The 24,354-nt window shown below is 62.7% G+C and carries 21 protein-coding genes; 8 read left to right on the forward strand and 13 right to left on the reverse strand.

What is annotated here, in order from left to right:
• Window positions 1-15 precede the first annotated feature (15 nt).
• Together mutM and FS777_RS03765 are read right to left on the reverse strand one after the other, a co-directional pair.
• On the reverse strand, window positions 16-828 hold the full coding sequence (gene mutM, locus FS777_RS03760; RefSeq protein ID WP_058602884.1) for a bifunctional DNA-formamidopyrimidine glycosylase/DNA-(apurinic or apyrimidinic site) lyase: 813 nt from the start codon (window positions 826-828) through the stop codon (window positions 16-18).
• Between the two features lie 3 nt (window positions 829-831).
• Window positions 832-1,650, reverse strand: coding sequence for an HDOD domain-containing protein (locus FS777_RS03765; RefSeq protein WP_178091246.1), 819 nt, complete (start codon window positions 1,648-1,650; stop codon window positions 832-834).
• 190 nt (window positions 1,651-1,840) lie between these two features.
• Between FS777_RS03765 and FS777_RS03770 the strand changes: the two genes are divergently transcribed.
• Both FS777_RS03770 and FS777_RS03775 read left to right on the forward strand, forming a co-directional pair.
• A complete protein-coding gene (locus tag FS777_RS03770; RefSeq protein ID WP_058638143.1) occupies window positions 1,841-2,377 on the forward strand; it encodes a type 1 glutamine amidotransferase domain-containing protein in 537 nt (178 codons plus the stop codon).
• Between the two features lie 66 nt (window positions 2,378-2,443).
• Window positions 2,444-3,640 (forward strand): class I SAM-dependent rRNA methyltransferase, encoded by a 1,197-nt coding sequence (locus FS777_RS03775; protein ID WP_058638144.1) that lies wholly within the window; start codon window positions 2,444-2,446, stop codon window positions 3,638-3,640.
• Window positions 3,641-3,674: 34 nt separating this feature from the next.
• Here FS777_RS03775 and FS777_RS03780 read toward each other — a convergent pair whose 3' ends face one another.
• Window positions 3,675-4,331 (reverse strand): magnesium transporter, encoded by a 657-nt coding sequence (locus tag FS777_RS03780; protein ID WP_081321296.1) that lies wholly within the window; start codon window positions 4,329-4,331, stop codon window positions 3,675-3,677.
• Window positions 4,332-4,806: 475 nt separating this feature from the next.
• Here FS777_RS03780 and ilvD point away from each other — a divergent pair, with 475 nt between their 5' ends.
• Entirely contained in the window at window positions 4,807-6,648 is a 1,842-nt protein-coding gene (gene ilvD, locus FS777_RS03785) for a dihydroxy-acid dehydratase (protein WP_058638145.1), read from the forward strand.
• A gap of 93 nt (window positions 6,649-6,741) precedes the next feature.
• Here ilvD and FS777_RS03790 read toward each other — a convergent pair whose 3' ends face one another.
• Entirely contained in the window at window positions 6,742-7,797 is a 1,056-nt protein-coding gene (locus FS777_RS03790) for a phosphorylcholine phosphatase (protein ID WP_058638146.1), read from the reverse strand.
• Window positions 7,798-8,038: 241 nt separating this feature from the next.
• Here FS777_RS03790 and FS777_RS03795 point away from each other — a divergent pair, with 241 nt between their 5' ends.
• Window positions 8,039-9,430 carry an L-cystine transporter gene (locus tag FS777_RS03795; RefSeq protein ID WP_058638147.1) on the forward strand — a complete coding sequence of 464 codons (1,392 nt, stop codon included), beginning with the start codon at window positions 8,039-8,041 and terminating at the stop codon, window positions 9,428-9,430.
• A gap of 47 nt (window positions 9,431-9,477) precedes the next feature.
• On the opposite strand, the gene FS777_RS03800 is transcribed toward FS777_RS03795, so the two are convergent.
• The gene (locus FS777_RS03800) at window positions 9,478-9,993 is read right to left on the reverse strand and encodes a dihydrofolate reductase (RefSeq protein ID WP_058638148.1); all 516 of its coding nucleotides are present in this window, start codon (window positions 9,991-9,993) and stop codon (window positions 9,478-9,480) included.
• Between the two features lie 54 nt (window positions 9,994-10,047).
• Between FS777_RS03800 and FS777_RS03805 the strand changes: the two genes are divergently transcribed.
• Together FS777_RS03805 and FS777_RS03810 are read left to right on the forward strand one after the other, a co-directional pair.
• On the forward strand, window positions 10,048-11,439 hold the full coding sequence (locus FS777_RS03805; RefSeq protein ID WP_145254070.1) for a DUF2868 domain-containing protein: 1,392 nt from the start codon (window positions 10,048-10,050) through the stop codon (window positions 11,437-11,439).
• Window positions 11,432-12,796, forward strand: a complete 1,365-nt coding sequence (locus FS777_RS03810) for a GTPase/DUF3482 domain-containing protein (protein WP_058638150.1) — start codon at window positions 11,432-11,434, stop codon at window positions 12,794-12,796. The genes FS777_RS03805 and FS777_RS03810 overlap by 8 nt, the downstream gene beginning before the upstream one ends.
• A 21-nt stretch (window positions 12,797-12,817) precedes the next feature.
• On the opposite strand, the gene FS777_RS03815 is transcribed toward FS777_RS03810, so the two are convergent.
• Window positions 12,818-15,076, reverse strand: coding sequence for a heavy metal translocating P-type ATPase (locus FS777_RS03815; RefSeq protein ID WP_078479287.1), 2,259 nt, complete (start codon window positions 15,074-15,076; stop codon window positions 12,818-12,820).
• 81 nt (window positions 15,077-15,157) lie between these two features.
• Here FS777_RS03815 and cadR point away from each other — a divergent pair, with 81 nt between their 5' ends.
• Window positions 15,158-15,601 carry a Cd(II)/Pb(II)-responsive transcriptional regulator gene (cadR, locus tag FS777_RS03820; RefSeq protein WP_058638152.1) on the forward strand — a complete coding sequence of 148 codons (444 nt, stop codon included), beginning with the start codon at window positions 15,158-15,160 and terminating at the stop codon, window positions 15,599-15,601.
• 127 nt (window positions 15,602-15,728) lie between these two features.
• Here the strand turns inward: cadR and FS777_RS03825 are convergent, their stop codons facing one another.
• From FS777_RS03825 to FS777_RS03835, 3 genes are read right to left on the reverse strand one after another with little or no spacing between them, the layout of a single operon-like run.
• Complete coding sequence (locus tag FS777_RS03825; RefSeq protein WP_058638153.1) at window positions 15,729-16,700, reverse strand: thymidylate synthase; 972 nt, start codon at window positions 16,698-16,700, stop codon at window positions 15,729-15,731.
• A gap of 49 nt (window positions 16,701-16,749) precedes the next feature.
• Window positions 16,750-17,556 carry a prolipoprotein diacylglyceryl transferase gene (gene lgt, locus FS777_RS03830; protein WP_058602872.1) on the reverse strand — a complete coding sequence of 269 codons (807 nt, stop codon included), beginning with the start codon at window positions 17,554-17,556 and terminating at the stop codon, window positions 16,750-16,752.
• A 16-nt stretch (window positions 17,557-17,572) separates the two neighbouring features.
• Window positions 17,573-18,355, reverse strand: coding sequence for a sulfite exporter TauE/SafE family protein (locus FS777_RS03835; protein WP_058638154.1), 783 nt, complete (start codon window positions 18,353-18,355; stop codon window positions 17,573-17,575).
• Between the two features lie 127 nt (window positions 18,356-18,482).
• Here FS777_RS03835 and FS777_RS03840 point away from each other — a divergent pair, with 127 nt between their 5' ends.
• Complete coding sequence (locus tag FS777_RS03840; protein ID WP_145254073.1) at window positions 18,483-19,229, forward strand: NRDE family protein; 747 nt, start codon at window positions 18,483-18,485, stop codon at window positions 19,227-19,229.
• Window positions 19,230-19,286: 57 nt separating this feature from the next.
• Here FS777_RS03840 and ptsP read toward each other — a convergent pair whose 3' ends face one another.
• The 4 genes from ptsP to ilvA all read right to left on the reverse strand — a co-directional run bounded on the left by ptsP (window position 19,287) and on the right by ilvA (window position 24,271).
• A complete protein-coding gene (gene ptsP, locus FS777_RS03845; RefSeq protein WP_023532652.1) occupies window positions 19,287-21,566 on the reverse strand; it encodes a phosphoenolpyruvate--protein phosphotransferase in 2,280 nt (759 codons plus the stop codon).
• A 22-nt stretch (window positions 21,567-21,588) separates the two neighbouring features.
• The gene (locus FS777_RS03850) at window positions 21,589-22,068 is read right to left on the reverse strand and encodes an RNA pyrophosphohydrolase (RefSeq protein ID WP_023532670.1); all 480 of its coding nucleotides are present in this window, start codon (window positions 22,066-22,068) and stop codon (window positions 21,589-21,591) included.
• 150 nt (window positions 22,069-22,218) lie between these two features.
• Window positions 22,219-22,644, reverse strand: a complete 426-nt coding sequence (locus tag FS777_RS03855) for a DUF2269 family protein (protein ID WP_145254076.1) — start codon at window positions 22,642-22,644, stop codon at window positions 22,219-22,221.
• Window positions 22,645-22,756: 112 nt separating this feature from the next.
• On the reverse strand, window positions 22,757-24,271 hold the full coding sequence (gene ilvA / locus FS777_RS03860) for a threonine ammonia-lyase, biosynthetic (RefSeq protein WP_058638157.1): 1,515 nt from the start codon (window positions 24,269-24,271) through the stop codon (window positions 22,757-22,759).
• Window positions 24,272-24,354: the final 83 nt, after the last annotated feature.

Consider the following 24,354-nt stretch of genomic DNA (forward strand, 5'->3'; position numbering starts at 1 on the left):
GAAGCGCGCAAGGCCTCAGCGCTGGCAGCGCGGGCAGAACACGCTGGCGCGTTGACCCAGCTTCACATCCCGTAGTTCGGTGCTACATACCTTGCAGGGCAAGCCGCCGCGCCCGTAGGCGAACAGTGTCTGCTGGAAATACCCTGGCTGGCCGTCACCGCCGATGAAATCGCGCAGCGTGGTGCCGCCCAGCTCGATGGCCGCCGCCAGCACGCGCTTGATCTCGATGGCCAGCTTCAGGTAACGCGCCCGCGAAATGCCACCGGCCGCGCGGCGCGGATCGATGCCGGCAGCGAACAGCGCTTCGGTCGCATAGATGTTGCCTACGCCAACGACCACGGCGTTGTCCATGATGAAGGGCTTGACCGCCATCGACCGACCGCGGGACAGCTGGAACAGTCGCTCACCGTCAAACAGGTCGGTCAGTGGCTCGGGGCCAAGTCGCAGCAGCAACGCATGATTGAGCGGGTCCTGGCTCCAGAGCATGGCGCCAAAGCGGCGCGGGTCGGTGTAGCGCAGCATCAGACCGGATTCGAGCTCGATGTCCACGTGCTCGTGCTTGCCAGCCGGCAAGCCCGCCTCCACCAGCCGTAGATTGCCCGACATGCCCAAGTGGCTGATCAGGGTCCCTACTTCGGCATTGATCAGCAGGTACTTGGCCCGGCGTTCGACCGTGACGATGCGTTGCCCGGAGAGCCGCACGTCCAGGTCCTCCGGGATCGGCCAGCGCAAGCGGCGGTCACGCACGACCACGCGGCTGACGCGCTGACCTTCGACATGCGGTGCAATGCCGCGCCGGGTGGTCTCTACCTCGGGTAACTCAGGCATGTATCAGTGCCCACCTAGTTCTCGGATGTTCTGTTTGAGGTTATCGAAGTCGTATTCCGACAAGCCTATGTAATCGAGCACCAGCGGCCCCACTACGTTCCATTCCTGATCCACCGTCTGGTTGCCCAATACCCGGTAGGAGGCACAGATGTGCTCGGCCATCTTGAGCACCGCCAACAGGTTTTTCATCTGGCTTTGGTTGTTGCGGGCGCTGTCATCGCGAAACACTGCCAGCGCGTTGTGGTGGTTGGCGATGGCGCCGGTCAGGTGTTCGGGCAGGCGCCAGGACTTGGCCGTGAAATAGCCGACGACGGCATGATTGGTGTTGAAGGCGCGGTTCTCGGTGTCCACCACGCGGGTCTGCTCGTTGGTTTTTGCATAGGCCTCTTCGAGCACATCCATGTACGTGGGGAAGCGCTTGAGCATCAGCGGAACGCCGCAATCGTGGAACAGCCCGAGGGTATAGGCTTCGTCGGCGGGCTGGATACCCGTGCGCTTGGCCAGCGTCAGACAGGTCATTGCCACATCCTGCGCGGTATCCCAGAACCGGTTAAGGGTGACGATGGTTTCATCGCTCATTTCACCCTTGATCGACTGCGCGTTGATCAGGTTGATGATCGAACGACTACCCAGCAAATTCACCGCACGCTGGATCGAGCCAATCTTGTTGGACAGGCCAAAGTGCGCCGAGTTGACCAGCTTGAGCAAGGCCCCCGACAACCCGGGGTCCTGAGCGATCAGTTTGGCGATGGTTTCCAGGTCCGGGTCAGGCATGTACTGCTCGAACTGCAAATCGACCATGATCTGCGGCTGCGGCGGAATGGTGATGCCTTGCAAGGCTTGCTGGATCTGTTCGGCGGTGAGTTCTTGGGACATGCGTGCACACTCGTATGGGACTGCCGATTCTACCGCGATGCACCCCACAGAACTAACCGCTGGATCAGTGAACTTGAACTTTCATGAGCGCGGGTGGGCCTGTTTCTCATATTCATCAAGTAAAGGAGCAAGGCCCATGGGTACTGAACTGAACGGCAAGCGCGTGGCTATCCTGGTGACTGATGGCTTCGAGCAGGTGGAATTGACAGGCCCGCGTGACGCCCTGCAGCAGGCGGGCGCCCAGGTGCACGTGCTGAGCGAGAAGCAAGGCACGGTGCGCGGCTGGAACCACGACGAGCCCGCGGACGAATTCAAGGTCGACGGCACCTTCGACAGCGCCAGCGAACTCTACGATGCCGTGGTCCTGCCAGGCGGCGTACAGAACTCGGACACCATCCGCCTGGTTGAAGGCGCGCAGAAAATCGTCAAAAGCCATGACGCGGCCGGCAAACCGATTGCCGTGATCTGCCACGGCGGCTGGTTGCTGATTTCGAGCGGCTTGACCCAGGGCAAGCGCATGACCAGCTTCAAGACCCTGCAGGATGACCTGCGCAACGCTGGCGCCGAGTGGGTCGACGAAGAAGTAGTGGTTGACGGGAACCTGATCAGCAGCCGGCAGCCCGATGACATCCCTGCCTTCAACAAGGCACTGATCCAGGCCCTGTCGTCCTGACAGCTGGCGCTCAGCATTAAGGTTGGGTAGGGGTTATACTCCCGCTCTTTTTTCCGGAGCGACGTCATGTCCCTGCCCAGCCTTCGCCTCAAAGCCAATGCCGACCGCCGCCTGCGCGCAGGCCATCTGTGGGTCTACAGCAACGAGGTAGACGTTGCCACCACCCCGCTGCAAGGCTTGCAGGCCGGCCAGCAAGCCGTGCTCGAAGCCGCCAACGGCAAGCCACTGGGCATCGTTGCCCTGAGCCCCAATAACCTGATCTGCGCCCGCTTGCTGTCACGCGACGTCAAGCTGCCACTGGACAAGTCACTGCTGGTGCACCGCCTGAACGTGGCCTTGTCACTGCGCGAGCGCCTGTTCGACAAGCCATGCTATCGCCTCGTCTATGGCGATTCCGATTGGCTGCCGGGGCTGGTCGTCGATCGCTTCTTCGACATCCTGGTGGTGCAACTGGCATCGGCAACCATGGAAGCGCACAAGGATGAGGTGATCGCGGCGCTGGTCCAGGTGCTCAAGCCAAGCGGCATCCTGTTCAAGAACGATTCGGCAGCCCGTGATGCCGAAGGCCTGCAGCGCTATGTCGAAACCGTTTACGGTGAAGTCCCGGATTGGGTTCCGCTGGAAGAAAACGGTGTTCGTTTCGAAGCCCCGGTCCGTGAAGGCCAGAAAACCGGCTGGTTCTATGACCACCGCATGAACCGTGCACGCCTGGCCCCCTATGTTCAGGGCAAGCGCGTACTCGACCTGTTCAGCTACATCGGCGGTTGGGGTGTGCAGGCGGGTGCCTTCGGCGCCAGCGAAGTGTTCTGCGTCGATGCATCGGGCTTTGCCCTGGATGGCGTTGAGCGCAACGCCGCGCTCAACGGTATTGGTGAGAAGCTGACCTGCGTCGAGGGCGACGTCTTCGAAGCCTTGCGCGAACTCAAGGCAGCCGAGGAGCGCTTCGACGTGATCATTGCCGACCCGCCCGCCTTCATCAAGCGCAAGAAAGACCTGAAGAACGGCGAGGCGGCTTACCGCAGGCTCAACGAGCAGGCCATGCGCATGCTGAACAAGGACGGCATTCTGGTCAGTGCTTCTTGCTCGATGCACCTGCCCGAAGACGATCTGCACAACATCCTGCTGACCAGTGCCCGTCACCTGGACCGCAACATGCAGCTGCTCGAGCGCGGTGGTCAGGGCCCTGACCATCCGGTGCACCCGGCGATTGGCGAAACCCGCTACATCAAGAGCATCACCTGCCGGTTACTGCCCAACAGCTGAGCCATGACGGGGGCCTGGGTGGCCCCCGATCGTTTCAGAGTTCAAGCACCTGGGTCGCGATACCGAAGTACACCAACACGCCTGCTGCGTCGGCAATGGACGTTATCAATGGCCCGCTGGCCGTGGCGGGGTCCAGCTTGAGCCGGCTCAGCAGAAACGGCAGGCTCATGCCGATCAGGCTGCCGACCAGCACGATCACCACCATGCTGCTGGCCACGATCAAGGCGATCTGCGGGCCGCCACGCAACAGCCCAAGCGATGCCACGGCTACCGCCATGGTGCAGCCCAGCAGCAGCGCGACGCCAAATTCGCGCCCTAGCATTCGCCCCCAGTCGCTCAGCGTGACTTCGCCTGTGGCCAGGCCCCTGACCATGAGGGTTGCCGACTGGGAGCCTGCATTGCCGCCGCTGTCGACCAGCAGTGGCAGAAAGAACACCAGGGCGATATGCGCGGCAATGGTTTCTTCGAAGGCCGCGATGCCTGCCCCTGAGAACAGGTTGCCGAACACCAGCAGCACCAGCCACAGCACCCGCTTGCGGTACAGCAATCCGAGGGTCGCGTGCCGCAGGTCACCGATGGTAGTGGTGATGGAGGCGCCTTTGTGGAAGCTTTCGGTGGTTTGCCGCCGTTGCGCATCGAGCGCAGCGTCGACGGCACCAGCAGCGATGGTTTTATCGATAGGGTTTTGCATGAAGTTCTCCAGGCGCCGACCAGGCGCCTGCAGGCTTCAGCCTCGCAGACTCAAGCCCTCGGCAGCCCTGGCGGCGGCGCGCTCAGTGCCAGGTTGCAGTTCGTGACGAACCGGTAACTGGGAAGGTCCATTGAGGGTTATCTCGTCAAGCCGCACATGCGGCGGCCGAATGATAATGGCAAGTCAGGCGCAGGTCAGCCTCACACGGATCGTTTCAGACGGTTCCTACAACTTCGGGTTTCCGCCCAAAACCGCCGCCCGGACACATCGTCATGCCTTCCCGGCGCCAGCGGTGTAGAATCGGGCTATTCATCGCCAGTCATCCCCCGGCGGGTTTATGAGCTCTGGCCAAGCACGCGGCGATCCCGCGCGGTCTTCGGCCCCATCCGTGCCAGTGGCAACCGGCCTGCGGTACAGAGGACAAGAGAAGCTCACTCCCCTTTCTGTGACCTGATTAAGCCGCCAGGAGTGTTTCATGCCTGATTACCGTTCCAAGACTTCCACCCACGGCCGCAACATGGCAGGTGCACGCGCCCTGTGGCGTGCCACCGGCATGAAGGACGAAGACTTCAAGAAGCCGATCATCGCCATTGCCAACTCCTTCACCCAGTTCGTGCCGGGCCATGTGCACCTCAAGGACCTGGGCCAGCTGGTCGCTCGCGAGATCGAGCGCGCCGGTGGCGTGGCCAAGGAATTCAACACCATCGCGGTCGATGACGGCATCGCCATGGGTCACGACGGCATGCTGTACTCGCTGCCCAGCCGTGAAATCATCGCCGACGCGGTGGAGTACATGGTCAACGCGCACTGTGCCGATGCCATCGTCTGCATCTCCAACTGCGACAAGATCACCCCCGGCATGCTGATGGCTGCCTTGCGCCTGAACATTCCGGTGATCTTCGTCTCCGGCGGCCCTATGGAAGCCGGCAAGACCAAGCTGGCAAGCCATGGCCTGGACCTGGTCGACGCCATGGTCATCGCCGCCGACAGCACGGCCTCCGATGAAAAGGTCGCCGAATACGAGCGCAGCGCCTGCCCTACCTGCGGCTCGTGCTCTGGCATGTTCACCGCCAACTCGATGAACTGCCTGACCGAGGCGTTGGGCCTGGCCCTGCCGGGCAACGGTTCCACCCTGGCCACCCACTCGGACCGCGAGCAGTTGTTCCTGACGGCCGGCCGCACCATCGTCGAGCTGTGCAAACGTTACTACGGCGAGAACGACGCATCGGTCCTGCCGCGCAGCATCGCCAACTTCAAGGCGTTCGAGAACGCCATGATGCTGGACATCGCCATGGGGGGGTCGACCAACACCATCCTGCACCTGCTGGCTGCGGCGCAGGAAGGCGAAGTGGCATTCGACCTGCGCGACATCGATCGTCTGTCGCGCAAGGTGCCGCAGCTGTGCAAGGTGGCGCCCAACATCCAGAAGTACCACATGGAGGACGTGCACCGCGCCGGCGGTATCTTCAGCATCCTGGGCTCGCTGGCCCGTGGCGGCCTGCTGCACACCGACCTGCCCACCGTGCATAGCCGCAGCATGGAAGAAGCCATCGCCAAGTGGGACATCACCCAGACCGACGACGAGGCAGTGCACACCTTCTTCAAGGCTGGCCCAGCTGGCATCCCGACCCAGACCGCGTTCAGCCAGTCGACGCGTTGGGAAACCCTGGATAACGACCGCGAGAACGGCTGCATCCGCAGCTTCGAGCACGCGTATTCACAAGAGGGTGGTTTGGCCGTGCTGTACGGCAACATCGCCCTGGACGGCTGCGTGGTGAAAACCGCCGGTGTCGACGAATCGATCCATGTGTTCGAAGGCACGGCCAAGATCTTCGAAAGCCAGGACAGCGCCGTGCGTGGCATCCTCGCCGACGAAGTGAAGGCCGGCGACATCGTGATCATCCGCTACGAAGGCCCGAAAGGTGGCCCGGGCATGCAGGAAATGCTGTATCCCACGTCGTACCTCAAGTCCAAAGGCCTGGGCAAGGCGTGCGCCCTGCTCACCGACGGCCGCTTCTCGGGAGGCACCTCGGGCCTGTCCATCGGTCATGCCTCGCCGGAAGCCGCAGCAGGCGGCGCCATCGGCCTGGTGCGTGACGGCGACAAAGTCCTGATCGATATCCCCAACCGCTCGATCAACCTGCTGGTGAGCGATGACGAGCTGGCCGAGCGCCGCGCCGAGCAGGACAAGAAGGGCTGGAAACCGGCTGAGGTACGCCCGCGCAAGGTGACGACAGCCTTGAAGGCCTACGCCCTGTTGGCGACCAGTGCCGACAAAGGTGCCGTGCGCAACAAGGCGATGCTCGAAGGGCTGTGATACCCATCCAGCATGACGAGAACCGGCGCTTCGAGCGCCGGTTTTTTATTGCCAAGACAGCGGCCTCGCGCATCCATCACGGATGCAACCTGCTCACTGAATCTGTTCAGGCGTCACGATCACCCAGTTCTTGTCTGCCGTCACCGGCAACCCTTCCTTGGCCTGGGCCGCTGCCTGCCTGGCGATCATTCCTTCGAGCTGCTCCAGGTACTTGGGCTTGCGGTTTATCCACAGGTGGATCCCGCCCTTGCCGACATCCACGCCATGAAACTGCATGTAGCCATCGCTGGTCGGGGTATCGCCGCCCACCAGCACGGGCTTCTTCCATTCATCGATGTAGGTCAGGATCGCCGCTTGCTTGCCCGCCATCCACGTGGCGGGCGTCCACAGGTAAGGGGTCAGTTCGAGCCCTTCATTAGCCTTGGCATCGTAGTGCCCAGCGCTGATCTGCTTGCGTGCCGTGGTCAATTGCCCCGTGGCACGATCCTTGAGCAGCAGGCTGACCCCGATGACGTTCTGCGGCTTCACGTTGTAGCCGTACTTGGGGTCGGAGGCGACCATGCGCACCAGCTCTTCGGAAGCGGCTGACACCACGTAGACTTCAATGCCGTTCTCCATCAACTTGTTGTACAGCTCGGCCTGGCCCTTGAAGACCTTGGGCGGCTGCACTTCGATGGCCTTGACCTGATCCCCGTCGTAGTAGGTGCTGGGCACAGGCTTGCCGGATGCCATGAGCGCGTCTACCTGTTCTTTCAGTTCCTTGAGGGTGAAGCCGGAAAACACTTGCGCCACCCAGGGGTAGCAGACCATGTCGTCGATCTCACACAGCCGGTAGTAGTAGCTGAACAGGCTTTCCTTGTGCTCGGCGCTGTCCTTGAAGGGGATGAGTTTCAGCGAAGGGTCCAGCTTGTCACGGCTCAGCAGCCCTTTGTTCTCCATGAATGGCAACAACGCTTCTTCAAGGTCGTAGCGGTAACTGGTGTTGTCCATGTCGAACACCGCGTAGTTACCTTTATGGGCGTTGGCGGTGATCATGCGGTCGAGCTGTGTGGCGGCTTCGGCTGGCCAGTGGTCAAGCTCGGTAGCGGAGGTTTGCCAGCTGAACAGCAGGGACAGGCCGATGGCGGCGGTTTTGAGCGCAACGTTCATGTACGAATCTCCTGAAACGACTGACAGACGCTATTCGAGTGAGCCCTGTCAGCACCGCTCGATTGCGACCTTTACACCCCAGTAAACGCCTCGCTCATTACAATCCACGACGCCTCTTTATTCCATTTGCGACTATATAAATTCGATTTGGATATAAATTCGTTTGTTTTCAGGCTGTTAGCATTTCCGTTCGCAATCGCACATAGAGGCGGCGCCTCATCTTCTCGTTTTCGGAGCTTCAATGAACCTGCCACTGCTGCTAAACCTGCTGGCGTTCCTGGCCTTGTTGCTAGGACTGGCGCAGACCCGCCGTACCGACTGGAGCCTGGCCAAGAAAGTGCTGCTGGGCCTGGCACTTGGCGTGGGCTTCGGCTTGGCCCTGCATACGATCTATGGCGCAGGGCACCCTGTGCTCAAGACCACCATCACCTGGCTGGACCTGGTCGGCAACGGCTACGTGGGCCTGTTGCAGATGATCGTCATGCCGCTGATCTTCGCCTCCATCCTCAGCGCCGTGGCGCGTCTGCACAATGCCTCTTCCCTGGGACGCATCAGCGTCCTGAGCATCGGCACGCTGCTGCTGACCACGGCTATCGCTGCCCTGATCGGCATCCTGCTGACCAACCTCTTTGGCCTCAGTGCCGAAGGCCTGGTGGCAGGCGCCCAGGAGAGCGCACGCATGCAGGTGATCCACAGCGACTATGCAGGCAAGGTCGCCGATCTCAACATCCCGCAACTGCTGCTTTCGTTCATCCCCAGCAATCCGGTTGGTGATCTGGCGCGGGCCAAGCCGACATCGATCATCAGCGTGGTCATCTTTGCCGTCTTCGTCGGCCTGGCCGCCTTGCAGTTGATCAGGGACGACGCCGAAAAGGGTCAGCGTGCACTCTCGGCCATCGATACCCTGCAAGCCTGGGTGATGCGCCTGGTGCGCGTGGTCATGAAGCTCACGCCTTATGGCGTGCTGGCATTGATGACCAAGGTGGTGGCCAGCTCGAACATGGAAGACATCCTCAAGTTAGGCAGCTTCGTAGTGGTGTCCTACCTGGGCCTGGCGCTGATGTTCGTGGTCCACGCCATCATCCTGGCGGCGATCGGGGTCAGCCCGCTGCGCTTCTTCCGCAAGGTATGGCCCGTGCTGACCTTCGCCTTCACCAGCCGTTCGAGCGCTGCCAGCATCCCGCTGAACATCGAGGCCCAGACGCGTCGCCTGGGCGTGCCGCAGTCTATCGCCAGCTTCAGCGCCTCATTCGGGACCACCATCGGTCAGAATGGCTGTGCCGGGCTTTACCCTGCCATGTTGGCGGTGATGGTCGCGCCAGCGGTTGGCATCGACACCTTCGATCCGCTATGGATCGCCACGTTGGTGGCCATCGTCACGCTCAGTTCGGCCGGTGTGGCCGGAGTTGGCGGCGGCGCTACCTTCGCCGCGCTGATCGTGCTGCCGGCCATGGGCTTGCCGGTGGAGCTGGTGGCCCTGCTGATTTCGGTGGAGCCGCTGATCGACATGGGCCGTACGGCGTTGAACGTGAACGGTTCGATGACGGCTGGCGTGGTAACCAGCCAGCTGCTCAAGGAAACCGACAAGCAGGTACTGGCCGATGATGAACACGCAGCATTAAGCCATACCTGAGTTCACGGGGGGCCGCACGGCGCGGCCCTTTCCTCGCGCAACAGGCGTCAGGCCTTGTCCCACACCTCGAAGTGATACAACGGCTTACCTTCCTCAGCCTGCGCCTGACTGGACAGCAGCGTCCACTGCTTGCGATCGAAATCCGGGAACCAGGCATCGCCCTTGGGCGACAGCTCGACCCGCGTCACGTACATCCGGCTGACGAGTCCTTGCTCCAGCGCCTGCCCGTAGAGCTGCGCACCACCGATCAGCATCAGCTCGTCGACACCTTGCTCGCGCGCCCACTGATCAGCCCGCACCAGCGCGTCTTCCAGCGAAGCGAAAACTTCGGCACCGGCCAGTTCTAGCCCGGGCTGCCTGCTGACCACGATATTCAACCGCCCAGGCAGCGGCCGTCCCAGCGAGTCCCAGGTCTTGCGGCCCATGATGATGGGCTTGCCCAAGGTGGTGGCCTTGAAATACTTGAAGTCCCCCGGCAAATGCCAGGGCATGGAATTGTCGATGCCTATCACGCGGTTGTCGGCGCAGGCCACGATCAGGCTTAAGGGCAGTAATGTCTTCATGCCGGCGAGAATAGCACCGCGCGGGTGAGTTATGCTGCTGCCACGACCTGTGCAATGGAACACCCTGTGACTGCACCTTCTTTGCTGGACAAGCGCTGGCTCACCGAGGCGATACGCCTGCGCGAAGAACATGCCGGCCCTCTCGAGGACCAGGAAGCGAACCGCCGTGCCCGCCAGCAAGGCGGCAGCCTGGCCCTGCGCATCGAGACCCGCGCGCTGCTGCTGGCCGAACGCGACGGCTTGACCGCCGCGTTGCGGCGTTGGAAGCAAGGGGCACGCCTGGCGCTGGTGGCGATGGTGTTGATGGCCGTGCTCAGTGGCGGCGGCCTGGCGTTGGCCGCACTGGGTGACGGGCAGCGGCCGGTGAATGTGTTCTGGGCGCTGGGCAGCCTGCTGGGGCTGAACCTGGTCATGTTGCTGGGCTGGTTGATCGGCTTGTTCCTGAGCGGTGAGCACGGCGCGCTGCTGGGGCGGCTTTGGCTGTGGTTGAGCGAACGCTTTGCCCGCGACGCCCGTGCCGCCCACCTGGCGCCGGCCCTGCTGGTGCTGCTGCAACGCCAACGCCTGGGCCGTTGGTTGCTGGGTTTGCTGGTCCACAGCCTGTGGGTGGCGGCCATGCTGAGCGCGGTGGGTGTGCTGCTGACATTGCTGGCCACCCGGCGCTATGGATTCGTCTGGGAAACCACGTTGCTGGCGGCCGAGCCTTTCATCGCCATGACCCAGGCCCTGGGCGCCCTGCCCGCGCTGCTGGGCTTTGCGGTACCTGACCCGGCCATGATTCGGGCCAGCGGTGACACCGCACCGGCCCTGGCCATGACGCGCCAGGCATGGGCCAGCTGGCTGCTGGGCGTGGTAGTGGTCTATGGCGTGCTGCCGCGTCTGCTCCTGGCTGGCGTGTGCCTGTGGCGCTGGCAGCAAGGGCGCCAACGCCTGGCGCTGGACACGGACCTGCCAGGCTACATGCCGCTGCGCGACAGGCTGATGCCCAACAGCGAGCGCCTGGGCGTGCAGGACGATGCGCCCGACACACTGCCGCAATTCAAGGCTCAGCCGTCACTCATTGAAAATGCCGGCGCACTGCTGGTCGGCGTCGAGCTGGATGATCAGCGCCCCTGGCCGCCGTCATTGCCCGACAATGTCGCCGATGCTGGTGTGCTGGACAGCCGGGAGTCGCGGCATCGTCTGCTTGAGCAACTGGGGCGTTTTCCACCCGCGCGCCTGACCATTGCCCTCGATCCTGAGCGCTCGCCGGACCGCGGTAGCCTGGCCTTGCTAGCCGAGCTGGCGCGCAATGCAGGCAGTACGCGTATCTGGCTGTTGCCTGCTGTCGCTGATCAGCTTCGCGACGAACGGCGCCTGAATGACTGGCGTGAAGCCCTGGATCGCCTGGGGCTCCCTCATGCTGACACTTTACCGTTGGCTTGGTTGGAGCACGGTCATGACTGAGCCCTTGAAGCTGGCCGTGGTAGGCCACACCAACGTGGGCAAGACCTCGCTGCTACGCACCCTCACGCGTGACGTCGGTTTCGGGGAGGTCTCGCATCGCCCCAGCACCACACGCCATGTGGAAGGGGCTCGCTTGTCCGTGGACGGGGAGCCTCTGCTGGAGCTCTACGACACACCGGGCCTGGAAGACGCCATCGCCCTGCTCGACTACCTCGAACGTCTCGAACGCCCTGGCGAGCGCCTGGATGGCCCGGCGCGGCTGGAGCGCTTTCTGCAGGGCAGCGAGGCGCGCCAGCGCTTCGAGCAGGAGGCCAAGGTGCTGCGCCAGCTGCTGGCAAGCGATGCCGGGCTCTATGTCATCGACGCCCGCGAGCCGGTGCTGGCCAAGTACCGTGACGAACTCGACGTGCTGGCCAGCTGTGGCAAGCCACTTCTGCCGGTGCTCAACTTTGTCTCCAGCCCCCAGCATCGCGAACCGCAGTGGCGTCAAGCCCTCGCCCGGCTTGGGCTTCATGCATTAGTGAGATTCGACACCGTAGCCCCACCAGAAGATGGCGAGCGCCGCCTGTATGAGAGCCTCGCCCTGCTGCTGGAAGATGCACGCCCTAGCTTGCAGCGCCTGATCGACGATCAGCAGGCCCAACGGGTGGCCCGCCAGCAAGGTGGCAAACGCCTGATCGCCGAATTGCTGCTGGACTGCGCCGCCTGTCGTCGCAGCGTGGAAGGTGATCCTTCTGCCCAGGCACAGGCCATCGAGGCGCTCCACCAGGCCGTGCGCCAGCGCGAACAGCGCTGCGTGGAGGCTCTGCTCAAGCTCTATGCGTTCCGGCGCGACGACGCGCATGCCAGCGACCTGCCGTTGCTGGACGGGCGCTGGGGGGACGATCTGTTCAATCCTGAAACCCTGAGGCAGCTTGGAGTGCGTGTAGGCGGCGGTGTAGCGGCAGGCGCGGCGGCCGGGGCCGGCGTGGACCTGCTGGCAGGTGGGCTTACCCTGGGCGTCGCCGCCTTGGCCGGGGCCATCGCCGGCGGCGCCCTGCAGACGGCACGCGGCTATGGCGCGCGCCTGATGGGCAAGCTCAAGGGCAAACGCGAGCTGACCGTCGACGATACCGTCCTGCGCTTGCTAGCCTTGCGTCAGCAACAGCTGATGGTGGCACTGGACCACCGTGGGCACGCCGCTCAGGACAGTATTCGCCTGGGCCCCTTGGATGAAAAGACCTGGCGTCAGGGCAAGCTGCCCGAACCGCTGGTGCGGGCTCGCGCACACCCGCAATGGTCCACGCTCAACCCAGGTGCTAAACCGAACCAGGCCCAGCGTCAGGAGCAGCTCGAAGCGCTGGTGCAGCAACTCTAGGCCTGGCCTTTCAGGCGGTGGTCACTTGCGCAACAAGCGCAGACCGTTGAACACCACCAGCAGGCTCACGCCCATATCGGCGAATACGGCCATCCACATGGTGGCCAGCCCGGCGAAGGTAATGCCCAGGAAAATCGCCTTGATCGCCAAGGCCAGCACGATATTTTGCTTGAGGATCGCTGCGGTGTGCCGCGACAGCCTGATGAACGCAGGGATCTTGCGCAGGTCATCGTCCATCAGCGCCACATCGGCCGTTTCGATGGCAGTGTCGGTGCCAGCCGCCGCCATGGCGAAGCCGATTTCGGCCCTGGCCAGCGCCGGCGCGTCGTTGATGCCGTCCCCGACCATGCCGACGCGATGACCTTGGTCGTACAGCGCCTGGATGCTACTGAGCTTGTCGGCTGGCAGAAGGTTACCTTCGGCCCGATCAATGCCTACCGTACGCGCGATGGCCGCGGCGGTGTGCGGGTTGTCACCGGTCAGCATGGCTGTCTGGATGCCCAGTGCATGAAGCTCGGCAATGGCTTGCCGGCTGCTTTGCTTGACGGTATCGGCCACCGCAAACAATGCCAGGGGGCCTGATGCGTTGAGCAGCAACACCACCGTCTTGCCCTGCTGTTCCAAGGCATCGAGCTGGACTTCCAGTTCGGGTGAACACAGCCCCAGCTCCTCGACCAGGCGATGGTTGCCCAGGTGCAACACCTCACCCTCGATGGTGCCACGCACGCCACGGCCCGCGAGCGCGGTGAAATCCCGGACCTCACTGTGGGGCAGGTCGTTGTCCTGGCCGAACTGGGCTATCGCTCGCGACACGGGGTGATCGGAGCGTGCAGCCAAGCTCGATGCCAGGGCCTGCGCACGATGCTCGAACGCCGGTTGCAGGGCCTTGAAGTCTGTCTGGACCGGCTTGCCGTGGGTGATCGTGCCGGTCTTGTCCAGGGCCAGAAAGTCCAGGTGGCGCCCGCCTTCGAGGTACACCCCGCCCTTGATCAGGATGCCTTTGCGCGCCGCAGCCGCCAGGCCACTGACGATGGTGACGGGGGTCGAGATCACCAGTGCACAGGGACATGCCACTACCAGCAGCACAAGCGCACGATACACCCAGTCGAACCAGGTGCCGTCCAGCAGAAGCGGCGGGACGATCGCCACGGCCAGCGCAAGGGCCAGCACCGCCGGCGTATAGATCCGCGAAAACCGGTCGACGAAGCGCTGGGTTGGCGCCCGCGCCCCTTGCGCCTGCTCGACGGCCTTGATGATGCGAGCCAGTGTGGACTGACCGGCCACGGCGGTGGCTTTGATTTCCAGGGCACCTGCCTGGTTGATGGTGCCGGCGAAGACCTTGTCGCCCAGGCCCTTCTCCACCGGCAGGCTTTCACCGGTTATCGGGGACTGATCGACGCTGGACTGCCCGCTGATCACCTGGCCATCGAGCCCGATACGCTCGCCTGGCCGTACGCGCATCGTCGCGCCGACAACGACTTCACGTACGTCCATTTCGCGCCATTGGCCGTCGGCCTGTTGCACGGTCGCCATGTCCGGTGCCAACTGCATGAGCCCGCCAATGGCATTGCGTGCACGGTCCAGCGAGCGGGCTTCGATCAGTTCGGCCACGGTAAAGAGCACCATCACCATGGCTGCTTCCGGCCATTGGCCGATCAGCAACGCACCGGTGACCGCGATGCTCATGAGGGCGTTGATGTTGAGGTTGCGGTTTTTTAGCGCAATCCAGCCCTTCTTGTAGGTACCCAGACCACAACCCAGGATCGCCGCCAGTGCCAGCGCGGCCACCAGCCATTGCGGCGCGAGCTGGGCGAAGTGCACGATTTCGGCGCCCAGGGCTGCCAGGCCGGACAGCGCCAGCGGCCACCAACCCTGCTGGCGCGGCGGCGCTGGCACGGTAGCGCTGTCCGCATCACCCACGAGCGGCTCGGCTTTCATCCCCAGGCTGTCGATGGCCCGTTCGATGTCGGACGTGCCATCGAGCGTGTGCCTGACCCCCAGGATGCGACTGATGAGGTTGAATTCCAGCGCCTCGATGCCAGCCATCTTGCCCAGTTTGTCCTGGATCAGCGTCTGCTCGGTCGGACAATCCATGGCATCGATACGGAAACGGCTGAGCTGGGCCTGCTCGCTGGGAATGGACGTCAACTGCACGTGGGCAGGCGCGGCCTGCGTGCTGCAACAGGTATGACCCTGATCGCCATGGCGCACGTCGTCATGGGCATGGTCATGATTGTGCTCATGATGATGCGTGTGTTCAGGGCTGACAGACTTGTTCATGGGTCATCCTTAATTGAGTCTGTTGCCAAGTGAACACCCTGTAGCCACTATAGGGTCAAGCGAATGCCAGGAGTTTTCAACATGAAGATCGGCGACCTTGCCAAGGCGACGGACTGCGCTGTGGAGACCATTCGTTACTACGAACGCGAAAAGCTCCTGCCTGAGCCTGCGCGCAGCGAGGGCAATTACCGGATGTATACCCAAGAGCATGTCGAGCGCCTGACATTCATACGCAACTGCCGCACGCTGGACATGACGCTCGATGAAATCCGCAGCCTGCTGCAGCTGCGTGACAGCCCTCAGGCCTCGTGCGGCAGCGTGAATGCCTTGATCGACGAGCATATCGAGCACGTCCAGGCCCGGCTCGATGGGTTGGTGGCATTACAGGCGCAACTGATGGATTTGCGAAGACGGTGTAACGAGGAAGGCGCGCAATGCGCCATTTTGCAGCAGCTAGAAACCAACGGCGCTGTGACGGTGCCAGACATCGAGCATTCACATGTTGGGCGTAGCCATGGGCATTAGTGGGCGTGACTAGCCTGCCGGAACAATGGTCTTGCGCCGCATCCAAGGGCTAGCGGATTTCGGGTAGGAGCGTCCCGGCTAGGCCGCTCCTGTGGGGATCGTACACTGGGGGTATGAAAGGGATCCCTCAGACCGCCATCGGCGCCGTCATCGGGGCATGATGCTCATACCCTTCGAGCCAGAAATCACTCGGCTCGATCTGCTCAAGCCACTGCGGCTCGTACTTGCCTGTGTCGGCGAACGCCGGGACCCGATCGCTTATCACCAGTTTGGGCGCTTCCAGCGGCTCGCGCTTGAGCTGCTCGTTGAGCATGTCCAGGTGGTTCTCGTACACATGGGCGTCGCCGATGAAATAGGTGAACCAGCGCGGCGTGTAGCCGGTCAGCCGGCCGAACAGCGCCAGCAATGCCGCTCCTTCGGTGAGGTTGAATGGTGTACCCAGGCCAAGGTCGTTGGAGCGGATGTAAAGCGTCAGTGAAAGCTCGCGCGTTTCCACGTTGGGGTGGAACTGGTAGAGCAAGTGACAAGGCGGCAGGGCCATTTCATCCAGCTGGGCGCAGTTCCAGCCGTGGAACAGGATGCGTCGGCTGCCAGGATCGTTGGCGATGGTGTCCAGGCACTGGCGGACCTGATCGATGGCCTTGTAGAGGATGACAAACGCCACGCCACCCTCTTCATCCTGGGCAATCTGCCGGAAGCCGGCCTTTTCCGCCATCTCGATCGCGGCCTGATTGCTCAGGGCGATGCGCTTGTAGCCCGGCCATTGCCGCCACTGTACCCCGTAGATCTCGCCCAGGTCGTCATGGCCCTGGCGGAACGGGTTGGCCAACCACTGGGCATTTTCGTTGGCGTTCTGGTCCCAGACCTTGCAACCCAACTCACGGAATTGGCCGGCATTGCGAACCCCGCGCAGGAAGCCCACCATTTCGCCGATGGCCGACTTGAACGCGAGCTTGCGCGTGGTGATAGCGGGGAAACCCTTCTGCAGGTCGAAGCGCAGCATCGCCCCTGGCAGGCTGATGGTGCGGATGCCGGTACGGTTTTCCTGCAACGTGCCGTTTTCGATAACGTCGCGGACCAGGTCCAGATACTGTTTCATGGCTTACCTGTAGCTAGACGGCAGGGGATCGCCCCTGCCGGGAGAGTGATCAGGCGGGTGTCGCCGTAGGCTTGCGATTATAAGCCCACCAGATGAGCCCAAGGCCAGCCACGATCATGGGGATGCACAGAATCTGACCCATGGTCAGCCATCCCCACGCCAGGTAACCGAGCTGGGCATCCGGCACCCGCACGAACTCGACGATGAAACGGAAAATACCGTAGAACAACGCGAACATTCCGGAAACTGCCATGGTTGGCCGGGGTTTGCGCGAGTACAGCCAGAGAATCACGAACAGTGCCACGCCTTCGAGGGCGAACTGATACAGCTGCGAAGGGTGGCGCGGCAACTGCGCCGGGTCGCTGAACGGCGGGAAGATCATCGCCCATGGCACATCGGTCGGTTTGCCCCACAGTTCAGCATTGATGAAATTGCCGATACGCCCGGCACCCAGGCCGATCGGCACCAGCGGGGCGACGAAGTCCATGAGTTCGAAGAACGACTTGTTGTTGCGCTTGCCGAACCACAGTGCAGCCAGCATCACGCCAATGAAACCGCCGTGGAACGACATGCCGCCTTTCCAGACCTCGAAGATCAACGTCGGGTTGGCCAGGTACGCGTGCAGGTCGTAGAACAGCACATAGCCCAAACGTCCCCCTACGATCACGCCCATCGACAGCCAGAAGACCAGGTCGGAAAGCTTTTCGCGGCTCCAGGTAGGGTCGAACCGGTTGAGGCGGCGGGTGGCCAGTAACCAGGCCCCGCCAATGCCGATCAGGTACATCAGGCCGTACCAATGGATTTTCAGCGGTCCGATGGCCAGTGCCACGGGGTCTATCTGCGGGTAAGGCAGCATTTAACATCCTCTCGATTCAAATCAGAAAGCTCAGGCCTACACAGAACAACAGGGCCGCAAACAGGCGCTTCAACAGGCGCGGTGACAGTCTGTGAGCCAGCCGCGCCCCGTAACGTGCGAAAAACATGCTGGTCACGGCGATGCCGACCATCGCCGGCAGGTAGATGTAACCGACGCTGTGCGGCGGCAGCTGGGGTTCATGCCAGCCCAGCACCATGAAACCCGCTGCACTGGCGATCGCAATGGGCAGGCCACACGCTGACGACGTCGCCACGGCCTGCTGCATGGGCAGGCTGCGCCAGGTCAGGAAGGGTACAGTCAGCGAGCCGCCACCGATGCCGAAAATGGCCGACGCCCAGCCGATTACGCCACCCGCTGCCACCCGTGCAGCCTTGCCGGGCACACCGCGGCTGGCCTTGGGCTTGAGGTCCAGTGCCATCTGCGCGGCAATCACCAAGGCGAAGACGCCAATGATCTTCTGCAGCATGGGCCCCTGGATCAGCGACGCCGTCTTGGCCCCGACACCAGCACCCAGCAGGATCCCCAAGGTCATCCAGGCAAAGATCGGCCATTGCACCGCGCCTTTGCGGTGATGCTCGAGCACGGCGTTGATGGAGGTGAAGACGATGGAGGCCAGGGATGTGCCTACCGCTAGGTGCGTCAACACCGAGGCGTCAAAGCCCTGCAATGTGAAGCTGAACACGAGCACAGGCACGATGATGATGCCCCCGCCCACGCCGAACAGGCCGGCCAGCACCCCCGCACATGCACCTAATACCAGATAGAGCACGAATTCCATTCGGCTTCCCCGAGAAATCAATCCGGCATGGTAACGGAAGCTGGGTTCGCGGCTCTAGTGAAGTCTGTGTCAGGTTGGATCTGTCCCGCTGCCTGGGTACAGTGGAAGAAAACACAGGACCCGAAGAATGTGCCTGATCGTATTCGCGTGGCGGCCAGGGCATGCCCTGCCCCTGATCGTGGCGGCCAACCGTGATGAGTTCTACGCCCGCCCTACCCTGGCGTTGGCACCGTGGGAAGAGGCGCCGCAGGTGTACGCCGGTAGGGACCTGGAGGCTGGCGGGACTTGGCTGGGGATCGGCCCGCAGGGACGTTTCGCCGCGTTGACCAATATCCGCGACCCCAGGCAGGCACTGGGATCGCGTTCGCGTGGCGAGTTGGTGGCCGCTTTTCTGAAGGGAGAGCAAACCGTGGAGGCGTATCTGGCTCAGGTGGCCAGCCAAGCCGACCAGTATTCAGGGTTCAACCTGCTCATCGGCAATGACCATGCCCTGGGTTACGTCAACGCCAGGGAAGCAGCGCCACGCCTGCTTGAGGCAGGGGTGTACGGGCTTTCCAATGCGCAGCTTGATACCCCATGGCCAAAACTGGTCAAGGCGCGCAGCCGCCTGGAGGGGTTATTGGAAAAGCCCGATCCAGAGCAACTGCTGGCACTGCTGGCCGATGACGAGCCTGTAGCCGACGCCCAGTTGCCGGAAACGGGTGTTGGCCTGGCAACCGAAAAACTGTTGTCGAGCGCGTTCATCGCCAGTCAGAACTACGGCACACGCGCCAGTACCGTGCTGATCGTCGATGATCGAGGACAAAGGCAGTTCATCGAACGCAGCTTCGGCCCGTTCGGGTCCCTTGTCGGGGAGGTGAAACGCTTGGTTTGATCACCCAAGCCGGCCTTGTGCGCAGGTCAACTACCAAGGCGCCAGCACACGCGGCGCTCAGAGCGGCTTGTTGGCCCCAGGCCCGATCATCCGTGCAAGCCCGAGGTTCTTCAGCGCCAGCTGCAGCGAGCTGTGGATGACCTGCGGGTTGTCATGGCTCAGCGCCTCTTGCAGCAGCTCCTTGGCCTTGCTCATGTTCACCTGGCGCAGCATCCACTTCACCTTCGGCAGGTTAGTGGCGTTCATCGACAGGCTGTCGAAGCCCATGGCCATGAGCAGGATGGCAGCGGCCGGGTCGCCCGCCATTTCGCCGCAGATACTTACCGGCTTGCCTTCGGCATGGGCATCACGGACCACAGTGTTGACCGCCTGCAGTACGGCTGGATGCAGGTAGTCGTAGAGGTCGGCCACCCGTGGGTTGTTACGGTCCACAGCCAGCAGGTACTGGGTAAGGTCGTTGGAACCCACCGACAGGAAGTCCACTTGCCGCGCCAGTTCTCGGGTCTGGTACACCGCGGCCGGGATTTCCACCATGACGCCCACCGGCGGCATTGGCACATCGGTGCCCTCGTCACGCACCTCGCCCCAGGCGCGGTGAATCAGGTGCAGCGCTTCCTCGAGTTCGTGAATGCCGGAAATCATCGGCAGCAGAATCCGCAGGTTGTTCAAGCCCTCGCTGGCCTTGAGCATGGCGCGCGTCTGCACCAGGAAGATCTCGGGGTGGTCGAGTGTGACGCGAATGCCACGCCAACCCAGGAAGGGGTTTTCTTCCTTGATCGGAAAGTAGGACAGCGCCTTGTCGCCCCCGATGTCCAGCGTGCGCATGGTCACGGGCAGTGGATGAAAAGCCGCCAGTTGTTCGCGGTAAATCGCCAACTGCTCTTTTTCGCTGGGGAAGCGCTGGTTGATCATGAACGGCACTTCAGTGCGGTACAGGCCTACCCCTTCGGCGCCACGCTGCTGGGCGCGGGCCACGTCGGCCAACAGGCCGGTATTGACCCACAGCGGCATGCGGTGCCCGTCAGGGGTAACGCAGGGCAGCTCGCGCAAGGCGTCCAGGCCCTGGGCCAGCTGGCGCTCTTCCTCGACCACGTCGCTGTACTGCTTGCGCAGCACCTCGCTGGGGTTGGTAAAGACCTCCCCTTTGTAGCCATCGACGATCAGCTCGATGCCATCGACCTTCGAATAGGGCAGGTCGACCAGGCCCATGACGGTCGGAATGCCCATGGCGCGGGCCAGAATGGCCACGTGCGAGTTGCCCGAGCCTAATACCGAGACCAGGCCCACCAGCTTGCCTTCGGGCACTTCGCCCAACATGGCCGGGGTCAGCTCTTCGCTGACCAGAATAGTGTTGTCGGCATAGACCAAAGACTGCGAGCGTGCCTGTTGCAGGTAGGCGAGCAAGCGTCGGCCCAGGTCCTTGACGTCGGAGGCCCGCTCGCGCAGGTAATCGTCATCCATCAGTTCGAAGCGGTTGACGTGCTCGCCCACCACCTGGCGCAGTGCGCCCTGCGCCCATTGACCCGTCTTGATGACCTCGCGCACCTCGCCGCCCAGGGCAGCGTCCTCGAGCATCATCAGGTAGACATCGAATAACGCCCGCTCTTCGGGACGCAGTTGAGTGGCCAGCTTGGCCGACAACTTGCGCATGTCGGCGCGCACCCCTTCGAGGGCCGCATGGAACAGGTGCAGTTCGGCGTCGATGTCCTCGACCGTCTTGTCCGGGACCACTTCCAGGTCGGCCGGTGGCAGCATCACCACGGCCCGCCCTACGGCAGCGCCAGGGGAGCCAGGCACACCGACGAATCGCGCTTCCTGGATGCCTTTGCCCTGGCGACCCAAACCGCGAATCGAGCCAGTGGCCTCGGCGTGGGCGATCACCCCAGCCAGTTGCGCACTCATGGTCACCAGAAACGCTTCTTCGCCCTCATCGAACTGGCGACGCTCGCGCTGCTGAATGACCAGCACACCCACCACGCGGCGGTGGTGAATGATCGGGGCGCCCAGGAAGGAGGCGAAGCGCTCCTCGCCGGTCTCGGCGAAGTACCTGTAGCGCGGGTGCGCGGCGGCATCTTCGAGGTTAAGAGGTTCTTCGCGGGTGCCTACCAGTCCCACCAGGCCTTCGTTGGGGGCCATGCTGACTTTGCCGATCGAGCGCTTGTTCAACCCTTCGGTGGCCATCAACACGAACCGGTTGGTTTCCGGGTCCAGTAGGTAGACCGAGCAGACCTGGCTGGCCATGGCCTCTTTGACACGCAAGACAATGATCCCCAACGCCGACTTGAGATCTTTGGCGGAGTTTACTTCCTGGACGATCTTGCGCAGCGTATTGAGCATGGCTCGGGGTCGAACTCCGTCGTCAGTCGCGCGTCAGAAGACGCGGTGCTAGCTCTTTCAGGGCGCGCCGATAGACCTCGCGCTTGAATGTCACAACCTGGCCCAGCGGGTACCAGTAGCTCACCCAGCGCCAGCCATCGAACTCCGGCTTGCCGGTCAGGTCCATGCGCACCCGTTGCTCATTGCTGATCAGACGCAACAGGAACCACTTCTGTTTCTGGCCGATGCACAATGGTTGGCTGTGGGTGCGCACCAGTCGCTGGGGTAAACGATAACGCAACCAACCACGGGTGCAGGCAAGAATTTCCACATCGTCGCGTTCAAGGCCAACTTCTTCGTTCAGCTCGCGGTACAGGGCATCTTCTGGCGTCTCGTCAGGGTTGATACCGCCCTGTGGAAATTGCCAGGCATCCTGGTTGATCCGTCGAGCCCATAGCACCTGCCCAGCATCATTCGTGAGAATGATCCCGACATTGGGGCGAAAACCATCCGGGTCGATCACGGCAGCAACCTCGCAAACGCATGTCACCGCATTGTTCCACAAAGCCTGCGAGCGCAGCAACGCGCCTGCGGTGCTTATATACCGTCAGCGCTATGCAAGTGTGTGAACCAGGCTTTGCCGGCAGGCAATCAGTGGATGTCTTGGCGAAGATCAGACGGGCTTGGCGCCCATCAGCCCGGTGATGGACAGCAGGCACACGGCACTGAATACGGCCAATGCCAGCGTTAGCCGCATACTCTGTGCAGGCGTCCTGCGCAGCCGGTTCAGGCGCACGACTAGCCATACCCAGGCCAACGCGCTCATGGTATACAGCGCAGTCGACGCCAGTAGCCAGGTCTGACCCAGCGGCCAACCTACTAGGTGCACCAGCCACCAGCCGGTAAACGGCAGGCTGAACAGGCTGATACCCATCACCAGCCAGACGAAGACCAAGGGCCGTTGCATCAGCCTGCCATACACCGCCCTGTCGCCCTGCCGGCGGGCACGCATCGTCCAGATCGCCACGCCCAGCGCACCGAGCAACAACAGTGCGGTGCCGATCACGTGCAAGGCTTTGAGGGTGTTGAGGTGTTCCATGTCACTCGTCCTGGGCCGGTGGCGTTACAAGGGCTGCGAGCGGAAAAGCCCGCCAGGCTGCGCCGCCTGTTCATTGCAAAGCGGCGCGCCCCCTGGGCAAGAGCTTAGCCGTTCAGCCAAGGAACAGCGTGTAGGCCGGGTTTTGGGTTTCATCCCAGTAGGGGTAGCCAATCTGGGCCAGCGCGGCCGGCACCAGGTGGCGCTCGTCCTCAGGCACCTGCAACCCCGCCACCACACGGCCATCTGCCGCACCATGGTTACGGTAGTGGAACATCGAGATGTTCCAGCGCCCGCCCAGTTTGTCGAGGAAGTTGAACAGGGCCCCTGGCCGCTCGGGGAATTCGAAGCGCAGCACCATTTCATCGCTCGCCCCGGCCGAGTGCCCACCCACCATGTGGCGAATGTGCAATTTGGCCAGCTCATTGTCGGTCAGGTCCGTGACCGGGAAGCCCTGGTCGATCAACTGTTGCACCAGTGCCGCGCGGGGGTCGTTTTCCGGATGGGTCTGCACGCCCACGAAGATGTGCGCCTCATCGGAGGTGTGCTTGCGGTAGTTGAATTCGGTGATCTGGCGCTTGCCCACCGCCTCGCAGAAGGCCTTGAAGCTACCGGGACGCTCCGGGATGGTGACCGCGATGATGGCTTCGCGCTTTTCACCCAGTTCTGCCCGCTCCGCGACATGGCGCAGGCGGTCGAAATTGACGTTCGCCCCGGAATCGATGGCGACCAGTGTCTGGCCGCTGACCCCGTACATCTCCACGTATCGCTTGATGCCCGCCACGCCCAGTGCCCCCGCAGGCTCGGTGATCGAACGGGTATCGTCGTAGATGTCCTTGATCGCCGCGCAGATTTCGTCGGTGCTGACGGTGATGACTTCGTCCACGTGATGGCGGCAGATGTCGAAGGTGTGCTGGCCAATCTGAGCCACCGCCACGCCATCGGCAAACAACCCTACCTGCGGCAGCACCACCCGCTCACCAGCGGCCATGGCGGCCTGCAGGCAGTTGGAGTCGTCCGGCTCAACGCCAATGACCTTGATTTCCGGGCGCAGGTACTTCACGTAGGCGGCGATGCCGGCGATCAGGCCGCCGCCGCCGACCGGCACGAAAATCGCGTCCAGCCGACCGGGGTGCTGGCGCAGGATTTCCATGGCCACGGTGCCCTGGCCAGCAATGGTATGAGGATCATCGTAGGGGTGGATGTAGACGAAGCCTTTTTCATCGACCAGTTTCAGCGAATAGGCCAATGCCTCGGGGAACGAATCACCGTGAAGGACCACTTTGCCGCCGCGCGAGCGCACGCCTTCGATCTTGATTTCAGGCGTGGTCTTGGGCATCACGATGGTGGCCTTGATGCCCATTTCCCGTGCGGCGAGGGCCAGCCCCTGGGCATGGTTGCCAGCCGAGGCGGTGACCACGCCGCGAGCCAGCTCTTCTGCGGTCAACTGCGCCAGCTTGTTGTAGGCCCCGCGGATCTTGAACGAGAACACCGGCTGCAGGTCTTCGCGCTTGAGCAGGATCTGGTTGCCCAGGCGTTTGCTCAACTGCCCGGCGCTGTGCAAGGGGGTTTCGACGGCAACGTCATAGACGCGCGAGGTGAGGATCTTCTTGACGTACTGTTCGAGCATCGGGAAAGCATCACTGGCCGCGGGACAAGGGCTCGGAGTCTACCCCAGCGTTACGTCGGACGACCACAGCCAAGCCGCGCTTG

Origin of the sequence: Pseudomonas sp. DE0157, from assembly GCF_007678615.1 — a bacterium.
Classification (GTDB): domain Bacteria; phylum Pseudomonadota; class Gammaproteobacteria; order Pseudomonadales; family Pseudomonadaceae; genus Aquipseudomonas; species Aquipseudomonas parafulva_B.